Source organism: Nocardioides agri (assembly GCF_013778305.1).
Lineage (GTDB): Bacteria > Actinomycetota > Actinomycetes > Propionibacteriales > Nocardioidaceae > Nocardioides > Nocardioides agri.
Genome location: NZ_JACEIC010000002.1, coordinates 3,089,173 through 3,105,858, shown reverse-complemented (window position 1 = coordinate 3,105,858; position 16,686 = coordinate 3,089,173). Strand labels below are relative to the sequence as shown.

Here is a 16,686-nt window from a genome sequence, read left to right as displayed (position 1 = left end):
CGTCAGGTCAGGTGCGACGCAGCCACCACGAGGACGTCATACGGTTCGAGCACGGGGACACACCGACCGTATGACGTCCGCGGCGGCGTCCACACGCCCCAGCGAGGCCACACAGCAGCAGGGCCCGGGACGTCGTACCAACCGGCCGCCGGAGCGACCACCTCGTACGACGCCCCGGGCCCTCGGCGCGCGGCGTCACCGGACGTGCGCCGACATCCGGAGCATCTCGAACTGGATCTGTCTCTGCTGCTGCTGGCGGACCGCCTGCAGCCGCTCCTGCTTGTCCTGGCTCGACAGGGCACGCCAGGCCTGGCGCCGCTCGATCATCTGGTTGCGCATGGCTCTTCCTCTCGTGGGCAGCCCGCCACCTTGGCGAGCACGCCCATCGTGCGCGCCCCCGCTGGAGGGTGGCTGGGAGCCGACTGGGAGAGGTCAGTCCGGGTCGGGAGGGGACTGCGCGAGCCGCTCGTGCAGCTTGTCGCGCACCTGCTCCGGCGTGAGCTGCGCCCGCTGCCGCTGGTCGCGCGCAATGATGGCCCCCGAGGCGGCGACGCCCGCCAGGCCGGCCAGGCCGAGCACCTTCCAGAGCTTCACGAGGACCTCCATGACGTATCCGACGAGCGGGCTGACCCTCGACGAGGCGGTCGAGCTGACCCGCACCGGCGACCTGTGGCTCTTCCGCGGCCAGTCCGCCGCGGACCACGCTATCCGGGTCGTCACCAATGCGCCGGTCAACCACGTCGGCATGGCCGTCGTGCTCGACGACCTCCCGCCGCTGATGTGGCACGCCGAGCTCGGGAAGGGGCTGCGCGACGTGTGGAGCGACAGCCACCACCGCGGCGTCCAGCTCCACGACCTGCGCGAGGCGGTCGACCAGTGGACCGGCCGCTACGGGCAGCGGGCCTGGCTGCGCCAGCTCGACGCGACGGTCACCAAGGAGATGGAGGACGCCGTCCTCAAGACCATCGCCCGCCTCGACGGCACGCCGTTCCCGTCGACGGCCAAGCTCGTCGGGCGCTGGGCGCAGGGGCGGGTACGCCGCGCGGCGTCCGCCGAGCTCACCTACTGCGCCGAGGTGGTGGCGGCGACCTACAAGGCCATGGGCCTGCTGAGCACCGAGCGCCCGACCAACTACTACGACCCCGGCCGCTTCTGGAGCGGCGACGACCTCGACCTCCTCGGCGGCGCGCGCCTCGGCGACGAGATCGAGGTGCGGGTCTAGCGCAGGTACCGGTCCGCGACGACCGCCTGCTGGTCGACCGGGTGGCCCTCCTGGATCGTCCAGGCGAGCCGCACCAGCTGCGCGTGCGACCACACCAGCGGCGTCGCGGCGCGGGTGCCCTCACCGGCCGGGCAGCACGGCGAGCCGGTCGGCGGCCGACCGTCCCAGACCTGCTCGGAGAGCATCCCGGCCGGACCGGCGGCCGCCGCCATCGCGCGCAGGTACGGCGCACCGTCCGCGCCCGCCGCGACGGCGTACTCCCCGCGCTCCCCGGTCAGGATCGGCCACCCGCGGCCCAGGGTGCGGTTGGCCCCGGGGTCGGTGATGACCCACTCCCCGCCGGCGCGCGTCTCGCCGTACCCGTCGTGGCTGAAGCGCCGCCAGAACGGTCCGTTCGGGGTGTCCACCCGCAGCTCGTCGTCGACGACCGACAGCGTGTTGCGCACGACCGGGTCGCCCGGCCGCACGAGACCGAGCCGCACCAGGTCGAGGAAGCTCGGGTCCACGACCCGGCGCTGGTCGATCTGCATCGGACCGCCGTCGCCCATCGCGTACTTCATCCCGCTGTTCGGGCGCCCGTCCTTGGTGAGCCGCAGGAAGTAAGGCTGGTCCGAGAGCGGGCCGTTGGTCGTCACCGTCCAGCGCTTCACCTTCGCCTGCCACCGGTCGGCGGTCGCGAGCCAGGTCCGGGCCAGGTCGCGGTGACCCCGCGCCCGCGCGAGGTCGGCCGCCGCCACGAGCCCGGCGACCTCGGCCGCGATCGAGCTCGGCGAGTAGCCGGACTGGTTCTCCCACCGCTCCTGGGGCGTGTACGGCGCCGCGCGGTCCTCCTCGTCGTAGCGGAAGCCCACCAGGAACTCCGCGGCCTTGCGCACGCCGCGCCAGGTGGCCGCATCGCGCTTGCCCACGAGCCGGGCCAGGACGATCGGGAACGCGACCTCGTCGAGCTGGAGGTTGCCCCAGACCGGCGTGCCCGCGACGTCGGAGTTCTGGGGGAACGAGCCGTCGGGCTTCTGCTGGGTGCCGAAGAGCCAGTCGACCGCGCGCCGCGCGGCCGCCCGGTCGCCCATCGCCCACAGCGCCGTGCCGAACGCGTAGAGGTCGCGCGACCACACCAGGTGGTAGGCGCCCGACGGGGACGAGAGGTCCTTGACCTCGTCACCCCACACCCACGGCGCGGACGGCGAGGCGACGAACGCGCCCGGGTGCAGCTTGTCCTCGGCCGCCGCGAGCACCAGCGCCGAGGCGAGGTACTCGTCCTGGATGTCCGAGGCGCTGGACGGCAGCGGGCGCAGCGCCTCGACGTAGCGGTTCCAGCCACGGTCGTACGCCGTGCGCGTCGTCGCCCAGTCCGTCCGCACCGTCCGACGGGCCTGGCCGAGCGCGCCGGCGACCGACCGGCCGAAGCCGAGGGCGATCGTCACCCGGGGCGGCAGCTCGGCGGCCTGGCGGACGTTGCCGGGGCCGGCAGCCGTGCGCCCGGCGTCGAGGTCGCGCAGCGGGTCGGACGGCCGGCCGGCGAGGCCGCTCGTCGTCGACCGGAGCGCCGGCCTGGACACCAGCGCCGTCGCCAGGTCGCCGTCGGTCGCGACCAGCGCGTGCGGCCGGCTGCGGGCCCGGTCGTCCATGCCGTCGTTGCCGAGCGCCGGGTCGTGCACGGCGTACAGCCGGTAGTCGCCGCCGTCGAGCGGCACCAGGTCGGCGCGCACGACGAGCGAGTCGTGCCGGGGGTCGGTGACGATCTCCTGGGTGAGCCGGTAGCGGCCGGCACGCTCGTGGGTGATCGTGTAGCGCAGGCTGGCCGGGTCGGGGCGGCTCACCTCCGCCGTGCCCGACGGCCGGTCCACGAAGCCGTCGCCGACGACCACGAGGTCCAGCGAGCGCACGCTGGGCGTCGACAGGTCGGGGTAGAACACCTCGCTGACCCGGCCCTGCTGCAGCGTGAACCAGACGTTGCTGCCGCGGTCGCGGGCGGTGCCGAAGCCGGACTTGTCCGCCTCGGTCCAGGTGGACTTCGCGCCCCGGTCGGGCGCGGGCGCGGACCCTCCCGCGGAGGGCAGGAGGGCGACGGCGAGGGTGGCGGCGGTGGCGGCCGCGACCGCCCCGAGCAGACGGTTGGCCATGCGGGGCCCGTACCCGGACCCCGCATGGCCAAACCGGGATCAGCCCTGGGCGCCCTGCGAGCGCCAGTACTCGTTGAGCGCGCCGTTGGTCTTGACGAACCACACGATCGCGCCGACGAAGAAGAACCATCCGAGCAGGAGGTACCACAGCCCGGTGGTGCCGCTGACCGGCTTGGGCCGGCCCTTGCGCTCGTAGAGCTGGCCGACCTCGCTCGAGCTGAAGAAGGGCATCACGATGCCAACGAAGATCGCGAGGATCAGCGCGACCGGACCACCCAGCCCGTTGCCGGTGTGCTGCTTCATCTCGTCGTGCGTCTTGTACCACCAGTACCAGGTGTAGAAGCCGAGCGTCACGATCGTCAGCAGCACGCAGGTCCCGGTGCTGCGCACCTGCCCGATCGGGCCGTCGGCCGGCCCGGCCATCGGCGCGAGCGGCGCGGCAGCGGTGGGGACCGGGGCCGCGGGCGGTGCGGAGTACGGTGCCGGCGGCGGCGCGGGAGTGCCGGCCTCCGGCGCGGGCGGCGGCGGAGCCGCGGCCGGTTCCGGAGCGGAGCCGGTGGGGTCGTTGCTCTCGGTCATGGGGTGTCCTCACGTCGGAGTGGGCAGACACTCGAGGCTAGGACCAGCGGCACCCCCGCTTCGACCGAAACGCCCAAAACCCTCGCGGGGTGGTCCGGTCAGGACAGCGTCAGCAGGCTCATCGCCGGCATCGGCAGCTCCACCTCGACGGTGACGACGCCGCTGCCGTCGGCGGTGACCTCGCGCTCCGGCTCGGCGTGGTCGAGCCGGTCGGCGGCCCGCAGCTGCACCCACTGCTCCTCGTCCGGCCAGTCCTGGCCGTCCTCCCGCAGCCGATCCCACGCCGCGGCGACGTTGGAGTGGTGCTGGTCGACCCGCTCGTGCCGCAGGGTGTACGTCGTGCCCGCAGCGAGGCCGCTCACCCGGACCTCGACCGACCGGGCCAGCGCGTCGGATCCGGCCGCCTTCGTCTGGTCGAGCGTGAGGTTCCAGAGCAGCACGGTCGTCTCCGAGCCCGATGCGGCCGCGAGCGCCTCGACCAGGGATCCGCCCCCGTCACCGGTCAGCGTCACCGCCAGCCGGCGTGCACCGAGCCGCTCCAGCATGGCCAGCGCCCACCATCGCGGCTTGCGCAGCTCGCCGACGGTCCGGAGCCCGAATCCCCCGTGCAGCAGGGCCGGCGGTCGGCCGAGCTCCTCGAAGTGGTCGGAGACCACCCAGTAGGACAGCGCCTCGATCCGGCCCATCGAGGAGGCCATGCCGCGCAGCAGGAACGTGCCCGCGAAGACCGCGTCGCTGACCTCGTTGAAGTGGGTCGGCGTGACGCCCCACTCCGTCCACCAGATCGGGGTGCCCGCCCGGCCGTAGCGCGCGAGCGTCGGGCGGAAGTCGAGCGGCGGCGAGCCGTAGGTGTGCGTCGACACGAAGTCGACCGGCACGTCGGCCTCCTCGGCGTGCGCGAGCAGCTCCTCGACCCAGCCCGCCGCCGCCGACGACGGGCCGCCGACGACCAGCCGGTCGTCGACGGAGCGCACCGCGGCGACCGTCACGTCGTAGAGCTGGAGGTACTCCTCGGGCGTGCCGGACCAGAAGACCTCGAGGTTGGCCTCGTTCCACACCTCGAAGGACCAGCGCTCGACGACCTCGTCGCCGTAGCGCTCCACGAGATGGGCGGTGAGGTCTCGGACCAGGTCGTGCCAGCGGCCCCAGTCCCTGGGCGGCGAGACGATCGCGCCGTACTCGAAGACCGTCTTCGACGGGTCCGAGGCCAGGTCGTGCGGCATGAAGGAGAGCTCCACGACCGGGTAGAGGCCCAGCGACCGGACGTGGTCGAAGACCCGGTCCACGCCCGAGAAGTCGTGGACCGGGTCCCCGTCAGGGCCGTCGGGCTCGCGGTAGACCGCGAGGTCGTCGCAGAGGATCGCGTGGGCGCGGACGTGCGTGACGCCGAGCTCGTCGTGCGCGGCGCGCAGCGCCGACGACAGCTCCTCGCCGACGACCCGGCCGCCGGTCGTGTCGGTCGACAGCGCGTGGGAGAGGTGCTCGGCGCCGATCATCGGCCGCCACGGCCGGTCCAGCTCCCCCAGGTCGGAGGCCGCGTCGACGTCGAGGACGACCGGCCCCGCCGTCGCCAGCGGCACCGCGGAGACCGGCTCCGACAGCTCCCCCACGACGTACACGTCGGAGAGCGACGCGACGGCGTACCACCGCTCCGCGCCTGGCTCCCCCGTCGTGTCGACGTACGGCGGGTGCGGCACCGCGAGCACGTCGCGGCCGGCGTGGTCGAGCTCCGCCCACGGTCCGCGCGGTCCGTCGGCGACGTGCACCTGGTAGCCCACGGCGCCGTCGACCGGCTTCCAGTCCAGCGTCACCTGCGACCCGCCGGGGACGGCGACCAGCCCGTCGGGCGGCGGGAGCTCGGGGGCGTTGCCGGCGAAGGCGACGCCGGTCCGCAGACCGATCCGTGACTCCCAGTCGGCCCTGGCATCGCGCTGCGCGTCCGTCATCGGGTGAAGACCTCCTGCGCCATCAGCGGCTCGAGCTGGTGCCGCATCGCGCCGCGCGCGACGTAGCGGCGCATGTCGTCGTGGGCCAGGGCGTTGCCGAGCGCCGCCATGACCATGCCCTGGTCGAGCGCGAGGTAGCGCTGCGACACCTGGCCGCTGCGGACGGCCACCGCGTCGTAGAAGCCGCCCTTGCCGTACGCGTCGAAGTCGCGGGCGATGTTCGCGAGGTTGGCCAGGGCCGCCCTCGGCGCGTAGCGCAGGGCGAGGAAGGACGCGTGCGGCGTCACCACGCCGTCGCCGTACGTCGTGGGGGGCGGCGAGCCCGCGCGGCAGCCCTCGTAGGGCTGGTCGACGGTCGTGCGCTCCTGGTCGCTGGTGTAGCCCGCGCCATCGAGGCCGAGCTGGTCGACGCCGTACTCGCGGTATCCGCCGGCCGGGTTGTTGGACGGCGAGAAGCCCCAGTAGCCGTAGCCTGCCTCGTCGAGCCCGTGCTCGATCTGGCCGCGCACGTATGCCGGGTGGTTGACGCCCCACGACCGCGGCCCCCACTGCTCCTCGGGGACGAAGAGCGGCACCATGAGGGCCTCGAACATGCTGCCGCCCCAGGTCGGCACGAGGTGCTGGCCGCGGTAGGGCAGCGCGCCCTCGAAGACCTGCATCGGCTCACCGTCGGCGGTGTAGGTGCGCCACGCCCCGACCGGCTTGGTCTCGGTCCACGACCAGTCGCAGGTGTCGGGGAAGGTGCGGAACGTCCCGAAGTAGTGCTTGGCCGGGATCTGGCCGGCCGCGATGCCGAGGTAGGAGGCGATGCGCGGCTCGGTGTTGAAGGCTCCGTAGTGGTGGCCGGTGTACCAGACGTCGGTGCCCATGCCGCAGTAGTCACCGCGCACCGCGGCGGCCTCGGCCGGGTCCTCGTCCCAGAAGCCGCCGCGGATCTGGCCTCCGGGCGTCGGTCCGCCGTTGCCCTCGGCCGGGTTGTAGTAGCAGCCGAAGTCCATGCCGGTGCGGATCGCGTCGGCCTGCCGCTTCAGCGACGGGTCGGCGCGCGAGACCAGCAGCAGCGCGGTCGCGAGCCATCCGTTGTCGACGCTGGACAGGAACGGCTTGATCCGGTCGCCGCTGTCGGGGAAGGCCCGCAGCTTCTCGCCGGTGGTCGGGCTGTACCAGTTGTAGAACATGCCCGACGCGTCGTGTCGCTCGAGCGTGGCGACGGTCGCCAGCGTCTGCGCTAGGCGCTGGTGCGCCTCGCGCCGGTGGAGGAGCCCCACGTCGCGGGCCGCGACCGTGCTCCAGAGGTAGGCGCCGATGTTGGTGGGGGAGGTGAACGCCGAGCGGCTGCCGGCGGCCAGGTCGCCGCCGACGTTGTCCGCCGGGAGACCGGTCCGCGGGTCGACCATGGCGGCCACCGACCGCCACGTGTCGGCGGCGTACCGCTCGAGCACGTGACCGTGCCGCTCCTTCTCCAGCTGCGGCCGACCGGCCTCTCCTGGTGTGGGGTTGCCGAGCCCGAGAGCGAGGCCGAGCGCGATGACGAGGACGCGCACCGAGTTGCGCATGGGGGATCTCCTTACTTGATGCCAGTCATGGCGATGCCCTGCACGACGTAGCGCTGCAGGAGCAGGAAGACGAGCAGGACGGGGACGACCACGACGACCGAGCCCGCGAGCAGCAGGCCGTACTGCGTGGCGTTCTGGCCGACGGCGTACAGCGCGAGCGCCACCGGCAGCGTGTACTTGTCCTCCGAGGTGGCGACGACCAGCGGCCAGAGGAAGTTGTTCCAGGACGTGAGGAAGGTGAGCACGCCGAGCGTCGCCAGCGCCGGGCCGCACAGCGGCATGATCACGCGGGCGAAGATCGTCAGCTCGCCGGCGCCGTCGACGCGGGCGGCCTGGATCAGCTCGTCGGGCAGGCCGAGGACGTACTGCCGGATGAGGAAGACGCCGAAGGGCCCCGCCAGGAACGGCAGGATCATGCCGGGCAGCGTGTTGGTGAGGCCGAGGTTGGTCGTGAGCACGAAGAGCGGCACGAACGTCACGACGCCCGGCACCATCAGCGTGCCCAGCACGAGCACGAAGAGCACCCGCTTGCCGGGGAACTCCAGCTTCGCGAGCGCGTATCCGAGCATCGAGCAGAACACGACGTTGCCCACGGTGATCGCGAGCGCGACGATCACGGAGTTGAGGAAGTACGTCGGGAAGTCGAGCTTGGTGAAGAGCGTGTCGTAGTTGTCGGCGGTCACCGTCTGGGGCAACCAGGTGGGCGGGACCGCTCGGACCTCGGCCTCGGGCTTGATCGAGGACACCAGCATCCAGACGAACGGGATGACGACGAGCACCAGCCCACCGGCGAGGACCGCGTAGAGCCAGCGGGGGGTGCGGACCTGGTCCTGCATGTCAGTCACGCTCCCGGAGCAGCCGGAACTGGATGGCGGTCAGCACCACGATGGCCAGGAAGAGCAGGTAGCTCGCGGCCGCGGCGTACCCGTAGTTGCCGAAGCTGAACTGGTCGTAGGTGTAGAAGGTGACCGACCGGGTCGCGTCGAGCGGACCGCCCTTGGTCATCACGAACGCCTCCTCGAAGAACTGGAGGTAGCCGATGCCGGTGATGACCGCGCCGAAGAGCAGCACCGGCCGCATCGCCGGCAGCGTGATGTGGCGGAACCGCCCCCACGCGCTGGCGCCGTCGACCTCCGCCGCCTCGAGGTGCTCGCGCGGCACGGTCTGCAGGCCGGCGAGGAAGATGATCATCAGCGTGCCGAAGTTGCGCCACACCGCCATCACCACCAGGGAGGGCAGCGCGAGGCTGGTCGAGTCGAGCCAGCCGGGGCCGTCGATGCCGACCCAGCCGAGGACCGCGTTGAGGAGGCCGCCCTCCTCGCGGTAGATGTACTTCCACACCACGGAGACCGCGACGATGCTGGTCACGACCGGCAGGTAGAACGCGACCCGGAAGAAGCCGCGGAAGCGGCTGATGCTGTTGAGCCCGACCGCGACGAGCATCGCCACCGCCATCGTGAGCGGCACCCCGAGCACCAGGTAGAGCAGGGTGTTGACGGTGACCTTGCGGAAGACCGGGTCCTGCAGCAGGTCGGCGTAGTTGGAGACGCCGACGAAGGCCACCGCGAACGGCGAGCGCATGTCGGTGCTGCGGATGTCGGTGAAGCTCATCCCGAGGCTCGCGAGCACCGGGCCGGCCGTGAACACCAGGAACACCACGACGAACGGCGAGGCGAGGATCCAGCCGGCGACCGCCTGCGCGCGCTTGGCGGGGTCGCGCGGACCTGAGCGCCGGGCCTCCCGCACCGGCGGGGTGGCCACCGGTGCGGGAGCAGCGTGCTTGACGGTGGACATCGTCAGAGCCCGGTGCCGATCGACTGCGCCTCGGACTGCATCTGCTTGACCGCGTCCTCGCCGGACAGGTCGCCCTTGGACGCCTTCTCGACGACCGAGTCGATGCTGGCCGCGACCTGCTCCCACGTCGGCACGGACGGGGGCGACTGCGCCGAGGTCAGCTGCTCGCCGAACACCTGCAGCTGCGGGTCGTCGGCCAGCTCGCCGGTGTCCCAGGAGGCCTGCACGGCCGGCAGGTCGCCGATCTCGTCGTACCACTCCTGCTGGACGTCGGGCTCGCTGAGCCACTGCACGAGCTTCCAGGCGGCGTCGGGGTTCTGGGCGTCCTTGAAGACCGCGAGGTCACCGCCGCCGACGAACGACGTGCCCATGCCGCCATCGGGCCCGGGCAGCGGCGCCACGGCGTACTTGCTCTCGTCGAGGCCCGCGTCCTCCACCAGGCCGGTGTGCCACGGGCCCGAGATGAACGAGCCGAACGTGCCCTTGGCGAAGCCGTCCTCGAGCTCACCGGGGTCGAGCGTGCGGGTCAGCGACAGGTCCTCGTCGAAGTAGGAGGTGTAGTAGTCGAGCGCCTCGGCCATCTCGGGCGAGTCGATCGTGTACTCCGTCCCGTCGTCGTTGGTCAGCGTCGCGCCGTTGGACCAGCCGAAGGGCAGGTAACTCTGCCACGAGCCGGTCTGGCCGGGCTGCAGGTTGAGGCCGTACTCCGCGCCGCCCTTGCTCTCCATGTCCTTGGCGAACTGCTTGAGCTCGTCCCAGCTGGTCGGCGCCTTGTCCCAGCCGGCCTTCTTCGCCAGGTCGGTGCGGTAGAAGAGCACGCGGGTCTCGACGTACCAGGGGACGCCGTACGACGTGCCGCCGACCTCCGTCGACCCCCAGGCGCCGGGGAAGAAGTCGCCCTCGTCGACGAGGTCCTGCGGGGTCGGCATCAGCCCGTCGGCCGCGGCGAACTCGCCCATCCACGTGGTGCCGATCAGGCTGACGTCGGGCGTCTCGCCGGCCGCGATGGCGTTGGAGATCTTGTCGTGCGCGGCCTCCCAGGGCACCGCGGTGACCTTGACGTCGGCGTCGGGGTTGGCGTCCTCGAACTCCGAGACGAAGTCACCGAGCTTCTCGCCCTCGGTGCCCATCGCCCAGACCTCGACGGTGCCGGAGGCCTTGCCCTCCGCGACCGCGTCGCCCTGCGCCTCCCCTCCGGCCCCGGAGTCGTCCTCACGGCCGCAAGCGGTCAGCACGAGGCTCGCGACGGCGAGCCCGGCGATGGCGGTGGTCCTGACGTTCATGGTGCAACCTTTCCGAGAGTGGTGCTGCGGACCACGAGCTGCGTCGGTAGCAGCTCGTGGGTGGGGTGGGAGCGGGAGCCGCTGATCAGCTCGTCCAGGAGCCGGGCGGCGGTGGCGCCGAGCTCGCGCATCGGCTGCCGGACGGTCGTGAGGCCGGCGTACCGGGCGGCCATCACGTCGTCCCACCCGGCGACCTTGACCCGGCCGGGCAGGTCGACGCCGGCGGCGCTGAGCCGGCCGAGCATGCCGAGCGCGAGCTCGTCGTTGGCGCAGACGAAGGCGTCGGGCAGCGCGCGGGTGAGGTAGTCGCCGACGACGTGCGCTCCGCATTCCTCGTCGAGCGAGTCGACGTGGTGGAGCTGCAGGTCGGCGTCGGCAGGTAGGGCCTCCTGGATCCCGCGCAGTCGCTCGGCCACGTCGGGGGAGGTCGAGGGGTCCCCGACGAAGACGAGGCGGCGGACGTCGAGATCCAGGAGGTGCTCGGTGAGGGCGCGGGCGCCCTGGCGGTTGCGGGCGTTGACGGAGTCGGCGCCGCCCACGGGTGGCCGGGCGACCATGACGACGTGCGCGCCGCGAACCACGAGCCGCTCGACGGCGGCGTCGGGGACGGTGCGGCCCAGCACGACCAGGCCGTCGCAGCGCTCGGCCATCGCCTGCACGGCGGACTCGGCGTCGGGGCGGTCGCGGGTCGAGAGGATGAGGACCGAGCGGCCGAGCTCCGCGGCCACCGACTCGTAGCCGAGCACGACCTCGGCGTAGTAGGGGCCGGAGAGGTCGGGGAAGACGATGCCGTTGGCGGCATGGCGGCGCTCGGCGAGCTGGCGGCCCAGCGCGCTGGGCACGAACTCGAGCTCGTCCGCGGCCGCCAGCACCCGATCGCGCGTCGTGGGGCGGACCGCCGTCGAGTCGCGCAGCACGCGCGAGACGGTGGCGATCGAGACGCCCGCCTCGCGGGCGACATCGCGGATCGTGGCTCGCATCCGGTCGTCACCTCCCGAGTGGTGCTCGTGTAACCGGTTACAAACCGTCGTACCCACCTGTGACGCCGGACACACCTCCGCGGCGAGATCCTTTACCTTCGCCTCCCGGGCGCCGTCACAATGGACCGATGGACAGCAGCCTCGAGACCGCCCGCGCGACGTACGCCGAGGCCGCGTCGGCGTTCCTCGACCTCGCCGAGCGGGTGCCGCTGGAGCGGTACGCCGAGCCCGGGCTGGGCTCGTGGGACCTGCGGTCGCTGATCGGCCACACCGGCCGGTCGCTGGTGACGGTCGTGACCTACCTCGACACCCGCGCGGAGGAGATCGCGGCCGAGGACGCGGCCGACTACTTCGCGCTGGTCAGCCGGATGACGCACGGCACCGCCCGCGACGCCGTGCACCTGCGCGGCATCGAGGCCGGCATCGCGCTCGGCGAGGACCCGATCGCGGCCCTGCGCGCGGCCCGCGGCGACGCGGAGGCCGCGCTCGACCTGCTCGAGGGCGAGGACCCGGTGGTCGACACGGCGGCCGGCGGGATGCGGGTGAGCGACTACCTGCCGACCCGCACCTTCGAGCTCACCGTCCACTGCCTCGACATCGCCCGTGCGACCGGCCTGGACTTCACCCCGCCCGCCGAGGCGCTCGCCGACACGCTCGCCCTCGCGTCCGCCAGCGCCCTGCGCCAGGGGCACGGCGTCGACGTCGTGCTCGCGCTCACCGGCCGCCAGCCGCTCCCCGCCGGCGCCTCCGTCGTGCCCTGACTACCCCGAGAAGTCGCTCGCGTACGACGCGTTCAGCCCGGCCTCGTCGAGGGCGGTGACGACCGTGGTGCGGCCGGGGCCGGTGCGGGTCAGGCGGCCGGTGTCGTCGACCGTCCAGGTGCCCCGCCGGGTCTCGGCCAGCCCCGGCTCGACGAACGCAGCGGCGGTCGCGAGGTCCCACCGCTTCGGGACGTCTCCAGCAGCCGTCGCGATCGCTCCGACCACGCCGACGACGAGCTCCTCGGGCGTGCCCGACGGGATCGGGTCGTCGGGCACCACGGTGACCGGGACCCGTCCCGCGAGCACCGCGGCGAACGCCGCCGGATCGGCCGCGGCGTTCCACTCGGCGACGCCGTCGATCGCCGGCACGTCCACCGCGCCGCCCATGACGTGGATCCCGCCCAGCCGCGCGTAGTCGTCCGGCCAGCGCTCGGCGAGGTCGGCGAGGTTCGTCAGCGGCCCCAGTGCGACCACGTCGAGCTCGGGGTAGGACATCGCCAGCTCGGCGAGCAGCAGCGGCGCCGGCTCGGACGCGGGCCGGAACGTGGTGTCCAGGCGCGGCAGCCCGGGTGCGGCCTCGGCGGTCTCGACCCACGCCGCCGGCCACTCCCGCGCGGGCTCCTCGCGTCCGCAGGCGACCGGCACGAAGCCCTCCCCCAGCGCGTGCACGAGGTCGGCGACCAGGTCCACGCCGGGGTCGCAGCCGACCAGTCCGGTGCCGGCAACGGTCACCGCGACGACGCGCACGTCGGGACGGCGCAGCAGGTAGGCCAGCGCCACGAGGTCGTCGCCGGCGAGGTCGGTGTCGACCACGACGGGAGTCGCGTCCTCCTCGGGTGCGGCCGCACCGGCCAGCGAGCCCGCCGCGCCGTACTCGCCGTCGTCGTCGTACGGCGCGCTGCAGCCGGTCAGCGCCAGGGCCGCCACTGCGGCCGCGAACAAGCGCTTCACGGTGCCACCACCTTCTGCATCACGACACCGGCGGCCACGAGCACCACGCCGAGGGCGACGAGCGGACGGCGCAGCCGACCGGGGACCGCGACCGCCACGGCGAGCGCGATGACGCCGACCAGGTAGACGTCGTGCCAGGCCGCCATGGCCGGCGACACCACGACCCGGCCCCAGTAGTCCTGGTACGGCCCCGGACCGGTGAGCAGCCAGCCCGCCGGGAAGGTCGACGGATCCGTCTCCGGCGGACCGATGTCGACGGTCATCGGCTGCACCTGCACCGGGCTGAAGAACGTCAGGACGGGCCCGTTGAAGATCCAGTAGGTCGGCCCGAGCAGGAACCACCCGAGGGCCAGCAGGATCGAGGCGGCCAGGCGTCGGCGCAGGACGTGGACCATGGCCGCGCCGATCGCGACCGCCAGGACCGCGAGCAGCACCGGCTGGAGCATCTCGGGCAGCGTGTGGTGCGCGTGCACCGTCCGCCCTGGCTCGTCGCCGAGCGTGAGACCGCCGATGGCGCGCAGCCAGATGAAGACGCCCGCGATGAGCACCGCGGCGACACCCACCAGTGGCAGTGCTCCGACCAGCCGGGCCACCGACCGGCGGGACCGGTCCATCGGGGCCGCGTCGGCCACCGGCACCAGCTCGCGGCCGAACGCCGACACGCTGGCCAGCGAGATCCCCAGCAGCAGCGGCGTCACGGAGGCGATGAGCATCTGGTAGCGCTCGCCGGACCAGTCCTCGTCCCAGATGTTCCAGGCCATCAGCGCCGAGAGGACGGCGCCTGTCCAGGGCGCCGGATGGCGCAGCATCAGCCGCGCCTCCATCCGGGCCAGCTCGTGCGTAGCAGTCGTCATCGGAGATCCCATTCGAATCCGGCGGACCAGGCGAAGATCGCCCAGAGGAGAGGTACGGCGACGCCGGCCGGCACCCCCGCGTGCACCGACACGGCGACACCCACAACGGTGAGCGCGAGCAGACCGAGCAGCGACCCGTCGACGGTCGCCAGCCACACCCCGAGGGCGACCGGGACCAGCAGCGCGAGCCGGCGCGCCCGGCGTACGGCGGCGGAGGTCGGCAGCGCCGAGAGCAGCGCCGCTGCCGGGTCGTGCAGGCCGGCGACCTGCGCCCCTGCGACGGCGGCCGCGGCGATCCCGACGAGGCCCGCGTTCCAGTTGTCCGTCACGAGGGTGACCGCCAGGAGGCAGGCCGAGACCCCGGCCAACGGCGCCCAGCTGATCGAGCGGACCGTCGGCCACAACCAGGCGGCCATCAGGTGTGCTCCTTGCGGGCGAGCAGCAGGTAGCCGTCGTCCAGGGTCGGGTCGACGACCTGGGCGCCGCTGGGCGGGTGACCGAGGTGGCGGTAGGTGCCGGTGGAGGTGAGCCAGCTGCGGATCGCGTCCGGGTCCTGGCGGTCGTCCTCCCACACCCGGCCGACCGCGAGCCCCGCGAGGTCGGCCGGCGTGCCGGTGAAGCGGATCCGGCCGTCGAACATGACGTAGACGCGCTGGCAGAGCGCGGAAACCTCGGAGATGTTGTGGGTCGACATCAGCACCGTGGACGAGGTCGACAGGAGGGAGCGCAGCCGCAGCCGCTGGTCGGGGTCGAGTCCGTTGGCGGGCTCGTCGAGCACGAGCAGGTCCGGGTCGCCGACCATCGCGCAGGCGAGCGCGACCCGCTGCCGCATGCCGCCGGAGAGCGAGCGGATCTTCTTGTGCATGACGTCGGTGAGCTCGACGGCCTCCAGCACCCGGCGCGCCTCCTGGCGTCGCCACGCGCGGTCGGTGTGCTCCTTGAGCACGGCGACGTAGTCGACCATGTCGTAGGGGGTGAAGCCCGGGTAGAGACCGGGGCTCTGCGGCAGGTAGCCGAGGCGGCGGCGGATCTCGACCCGCTCGCCGGCCCGGCTCGGGTCGAGCCCGAGGAGCCGGAGCTCGCCGGCGTCGGGGGCGAGCACGGTGGCCGCCATCCGCAGCAGCGTGGTCTTGCCGGCGCCGTTCGGGCCCAGCAACCCGATCACGCCCCGGCCGGTGGACAGGGTCACCTCGTCGACCGCGCGGGTGCGGCCGAACGCCTTGGTGAGGGCGGTGGTCTCGATCATGTGGTCCTCCGGTAGGCGACGGCGTCGCGCCGTACGACGGTCATCACGGTCGCGCCGACCGCGACCGCCAGGGCGGCGGCCTGCACAGCGGGTCCGCCGATCGCGTCGGTGAAGAGCTCCGGGCGCACCGACCGGTGCGCGAAGACGATCAGGCCGACGAGCAGCGCCCACCCGGCGCTGGCGGCGACGGCCACGTGAGCGGGGTCGAGACGGGTGGTGCCGGCCAGCAGCACCACCGCGGCCAGCGCGAGACCGGGCAGGCACCACGCGAAGGCGAGCCGCACCGGCACGTCGCCGAGCCACTGGTCGACACCGAGCAGCACCCCGGCGGCCACGGGCATCGCGATCGCGGCGACCAGCAGCGCCCGGAGGGCGACGATGCGCAGGCCGGCGGTCGGCGCCGCGAGGGCGAGCTCGCCGCTGGGGTCGGAGCCGTCCCGATAGGCCAGGGCGACGGCGGCGACTGGTGCGAGCGGCGCCGCCACCAGGAGCGTGACGAGTCCCCGCCCCCCGAAGGCGGTCGCAGCGACCAGCGGCACCAGGCCGACCAGCAGCAGGGCGACCGCGGCCGCCTGCACCATCACCGGCGTGGCGATCGCGGAACGCACGATCCACGGGGAGCGCGACGGCCGGTCGACGGCGTCGGCGAGCCGCGCCCAGGCGAGCTCCCGCTCGTCGGCGCTGCTCAGCGTCGCGAGCCGCGCCCGGCATGCGGGGCAGCCGAGGACGTGGGTCTCGAGCGACGCGGCCAGCACCGCCGGCGTACCGCCGTCCAGGTACGTCGTCAGGTCCTCGTCGTCCGCGTGCCACGCGGTGTGGTGGGTGCTCACAGCAGCGCCTCCCTCAGCTCGGAGCGGGCCCGGCTCATCCGGCTCTTGACGGTGCCGCTCGGGATCCCGAGCAGGGCAGCGGCCTCGCGGGTCGACAGCCCGTCGATCACGGTCGCCTGCACGACGGCCACGAGCTCGGGCGAGAGCCGCTGCAGCGCCTGGCCGACGTCGGTGTGCTCGACCGAGAGGAGCACCGCCTCCTCGGCGGACGCGGTGGCGTGGTCGTGGCGCAGGGCGGTCAGCCGCTCCAGCACCGACTTCCGCGGCCGCAGCCGGTGGAGCAGGGTGCGGATCGCGATGCCCCACAGCCAGGCCGCCACCTCGCCGTCCCCGGCGTACCTGCCGGGCTTCTCCCACACCACCAGGAAGGTGTCGTTGACGACCTCGGCGACGATCGCGGGGTCGGCGCAGCGCTGCCGGACGCGGGCGGCCAGCCACGGCTGGTGCCGCACGAAGAGCTCGTGCAGCGCACCGCGGTCGTCCTCCGCGATCCGGGCGAGCAACGCCCGGTCACTCGCCTCCGCAGGCCCCTGGTGGTCGGTCACGCTTCACTGTGCCACC

18 protein-coding genes are annotated in these 16,686 nt (G+C 73.3%); 2 read left to right on the top strand and 16 right to left on the bottom strand.

The window, feature by feature from the left end; translation table 11 throughout:
• Nucleotides 1-195: 195 nt before the first annotated feature.
• Nucleotides 196-339: a hypothetical protein gene (locus HZF07_RS19650; protein ID WP_157343941.1), complete on the bottom strand. Its 144-nt coding sequence runs from the start codon at nt 337-339 to the stop codon at nt 196-198.
• Nucleotides 340-432: 93 nt separating this feature from the next.
• A complete protein-coding gene (locus HZF07_RS19645; RefSeq protein ID WP_181645405.1) occupies nt 433-606 on the bottom strand; it encodes a hypothetical protein in 174 nt (57 codons plus the stop codon).
• On the opposite strand from HZF07_RS19645, the gene HZF07_RS19640 reads away from it, so the two are divergent.
• Complete coding sequence (locus HZF07_RS19640) at nt 605-1,222, top strand: hypothetical protein (RefSeq protein WP_157343940.1); 618 nt, start codon at nt 605-607, stop codon at nt 1,220-1,222. The two genes, HZF07_RS19645 and HZF07_RS19640, sit on opposite strands and share 2 nt — an antisense overlap.
• Here HZF07_RS19640 and HZF07_RS19635 read toward each other — a convergent pair.
• The 8 genes from HZF07_RS19635 to HZF07_RS19600 form a co-directional block, all read right to left on the bottom strand.
• Entirely contained in the window at nt 1,219-3,345 is a 2,127-nt protein-coding gene (locus tag HZF07_RS19635; protein ID WP_157343939.1) for a glycoside hydrolase family 15 protein, read from the bottom strand. The two genes, HZF07_RS19640 and HZF07_RS19635, sit on opposite strands and share 4 nt — an antisense overlap.
• Nucleotides 3,346-3,384: 39 nt before the next feature.
• Nucleotides 3,385-3,924 (bottom strand): DUF4234 domain-containing protein, encoded by a 540-nt coding sequence (locus HZF07_RS19630; RefSeq protein WP_198346437.1) that lies wholly within the window; start codon nt 3,922-3,924, stop codon nt 3,385-3,387.
• A 98-nt stretch (nt 3,925-4,022) separates the two neighbouring features.
• Entirely contained in the window at nt 4,023-5,870 is a 1,848-nt protein-coding gene (locus HZF07_RS19625; protein ID WP_157343937.1) for a GH39 family glycosyl hydrolase, read from the bottom strand.
• Complete coding sequence (locus tag HZF07_RS19620; RefSeq protein ID WP_157343936.1) at nt 5,867-7,426, bottom strand: glucoamylase family protein; 1,560 nt, start codon at nt 7,424-7,426, stop codon at nt 5,867-5,869. The genes HZF07_RS19625 and HZF07_RS19620 overlap by 4 nt, the downstream gene beginning before the upstream one ends.
• An 11-nt stretch (nt 7,427-7,437) precedes the next feature.
• Entirely contained in the window at nt 7,438-8,262 is an 825-nt protein-coding gene (locus HZF07_RS19615) for a carbohydrate ABC transporter permease (RefSeq protein WP_157343935.1), read from the bottom strand.
• 1 nt (nt 8,263) lies between these two features.
• On the bottom strand, nt 8,264-9,220 hold the full coding sequence (locus HZF07_RS19610) for a carbohydrate ABC transporter permease (RefSeq protein WP_157343933.1): 957 nt from the start codon (nt 9,218-9,220) through the stop codon (nt 8,264-8,266).
• A 2-nt stretch (nt 9,221-9,222) separates the two neighbouring features.
• Nucleotides 9,223-10,503, bottom strand: coding sequence for a sugar ABC transporter substrate-binding protein (locus tag HZF07_RS19605; protein WP_157343932.1), 1,281 nt, complete (start codon nt 10,501-10,503; stop codon nt 9,223-9,225).
• The gene (locus tag HZF07_RS19600; protein WP_157343931.1) at nt 10,500-11,483 is read right to left on the bottom strand and encodes a LacI family DNA-binding transcriptional regulator; all 984 of its coding nucleotides are present in this window, start codon (nt 11,481-11,483) and stop codon (nt 10,500-10,502) included. The genes HZF07_RS19605 and HZF07_RS19600 overlap by 4 nt, the downstream gene beginning before the upstream one ends.
• A 128-nt stretch (nt 11,484-11,611) precedes the next feature.
• On the opposite strand from HZF07_RS19600, the gene HZF07_RS19595 reads away from it, so the two are divergent.
• The gene (locus HZF07_RS19595) at nt 11,612-12,244 is read left to right on the top strand and encodes a maleylpyruvate isomerase N-terminal domain-containing protein (protein ID WP_157343930.1); all 633 of its coding nucleotides are present in this window, start codon (nt 11,612-11,614) and stop codon (nt 12,242-12,244) included.
• Here the strand turns inward: HZF07_RS19595 and HZF07_RS19590 are convergent, their stop codons facing one another.
• The 6 genes from HZF07_RS19590 to HZF07_RS19565 are packed head-to-tail and all read right to left on the bottom strand — an operon-like array spanning nt 12,245 to nt 16,670.
• Nucleotides 12,245-13,195 carry a nucleoside hydrolase gene (locus HZF07_RS19590; protein ID WP_157343929.1) on the bottom strand — a complete coding sequence of 317 codons (951 nt, stop codon included), beginning with the start codon at nt 13,193-13,195 and terminating at the stop codon, nt 12,245-12,247.
• The gene (locus tag HZF07_RS19585; RefSeq protein ID WP_157343928.1) at nt 13,192-14,049 is read right to left on the bottom strand and encodes a hypothetical protein; all 858 of its coding nucleotides are present in this window, start codon (nt 14,047-14,049) and stop codon (nt 13,192-13,194) included. The genes HZF07_RS19590 and HZF07_RS19585 overlap by 4 nt, the downstream gene beginning before the upstream one ends.
• The gene (locus HZF07_RS19580) at nt 14,046-14,465 is read right to left on the bottom strand and encodes a hypothetical protein (protein ID WP_157343927.1); all 420 of its coding nucleotides are present in this window, start codon (nt 14,463-14,465) and stop codon (nt 14,046-14,048) included. The genes HZF07_RS19585 and HZF07_RS19580 overlap by 4 nt, the downstream gene beginning before the upstream one ends.
• Nucleotides 14,465-15,295 (bottom strand): ABC transporter ATP-binding protein, encoded by an 831-nt coding sequence (locus HZF07_RS19575; protein ID WP_157343925.1) that lies wholly within the window; start codon nt 15,293-15,295, stop codon nt 14,465-14,467. The genes HZF07_RS19580 and HZF07_RS19575 overlap by 1 nt, the downstream gene beginning before the upstream one ends.
• On the bottom strand, nt 15,292-16,125 hold the full coding sequence (locus tag HZF07_RS19570) for an anti-sigma factor family protein (RefSeq protein ID WP_157343924.1): 834 nt from the start codon (nt 16,123-16,125) through the stop codon (nt 15,292-15,294). The genes HZF07_RS19575 and HZF07_RS19570 overlap by 4 nt, the downstream gene beginning before the upstream one ends.
• A complete protein-coding gene (locus HZF07_RS19565) occupies nt 16,122-16,670 on the bottom strand; it encodes an RNA polymerase sigma factor (protein WP_198346436.1) in 549 nt (182 codons plus the stop codon). The genes HZF07_RS19570 and HZF07_RS19565 overlap by 4 nt, the downstream gene beginning before the upstream one ends.
• Nucleotides 16,671-16,686: the final 16 nt, after the last annotated feature.

Bases quoted from the DNA above. Each gene is read 5' to 3' on its own strand.
- HZF07_RS19610 (WP_157343933.1), bottom strand. From the start codon at position 9,220: ATGTCCACCGTCAAGCACGCTGCTCCCGCACCGGTGGCCACCCCGCCG.
- HZF07_RS19640 (WP_157343940.1), top strand. From the start codon at position 605: ATGACGTATCCGACGAGCGGGCTGACCCTCGACGAGGCGGTCGAGCTG.
- HZF07_RS19625 (WP_157343937.1), bottom strand. From the start codon at position 5,870: ATGACGGACGCGCAGCGCGATGCCAGGGCCGACTGGGAGTCACGGATC.
- HZF07_RS19645 (WP_181645405.1), bottom strand. From the start codon at position 606: ATGGAGGTCCTCGTGAAGCTCTGGAAGGTGCTCGGCCTGGCCGGCCTG.
- HZF07_RS19585 (WP_157343928.1), bottom strand. From the start codon at position 14,049: ATGACGACTGCTACGCACGAGCTGGCCCGGATGGAGGCGCGGCTGATG.
- HZF07_RS19620 (WP_157343936.1), bottom strand. From the start codon at position 7,426: ATGCGCAACTCGGTGCGCGTCCTCGTCATCGCGCTCGGCCTCGCTCTC.
- HZF07_RS19580 (WP_157343927.1), bottom strand. From the start codon at position 14,465: ATGGCCGCCTGGTTGTGGCCGACGGTCCGCTCGATCAGCTGGGCGCCG.
- HZF07_RS19630 (WP_198346437.1), bottom strand. From the start codon at position 3,924: ATGACCGAGAGCAACGACCCCACCGGCTCCGCTCCGGAACCGGCCGCG.
- HZF07_RS19605 (WP_157343932.1), bottom strand. From the start codon at position 10,503: ATGAACGTCAGGACCACCGCCATCGCCGGGCTCGCCGTCGCGAGCCTC.
- HZF07_RS19635 (WP_157343939.1), bottom strand. From the start codon at position 3,345: ATGGCCAACCGTCTGCTCGGGGCGGTCGCGGCCGCCACCGCCGCCACC.
- HZF07_RS19575 (WP_157343925.1), bottom strand. From the start codon at position 15,295: ATGATCGAGACCACCGCCCTCACCAAGGCGTTCGGCCGCACCCGCGCG.
- HZF07_RS19595 (WP_157343930.1), top strand. From the start codon at position 11,612: ATGGACAGCAGCCTCGAGACCGCCCGCGCGACGTACGCCGAGGCCGCG.
- HZF07_RS19650 (WP_157343941.1), bottom strand. From the start codon at position 339: ATGCGCAACCAGATGATCGAGCGGCGCCAGGCCTGGCGTGCCCTGTCG.
- HZF07_RS19600 (WP_157343931.1), bottom strand. From the start codon at position 11,483: ATGCGAGCCACGATCCGCGATGTCGCCCGCGAGGCGGGCGTCTCGATC.
- HZF07_RS19615 (WP_157343935.1), bottom strand. From the start codon at position 8,262: ATGCAGGACCAGGTCCGCACCCCCCGCTGGCTCTACGCGGTCCTCGCC.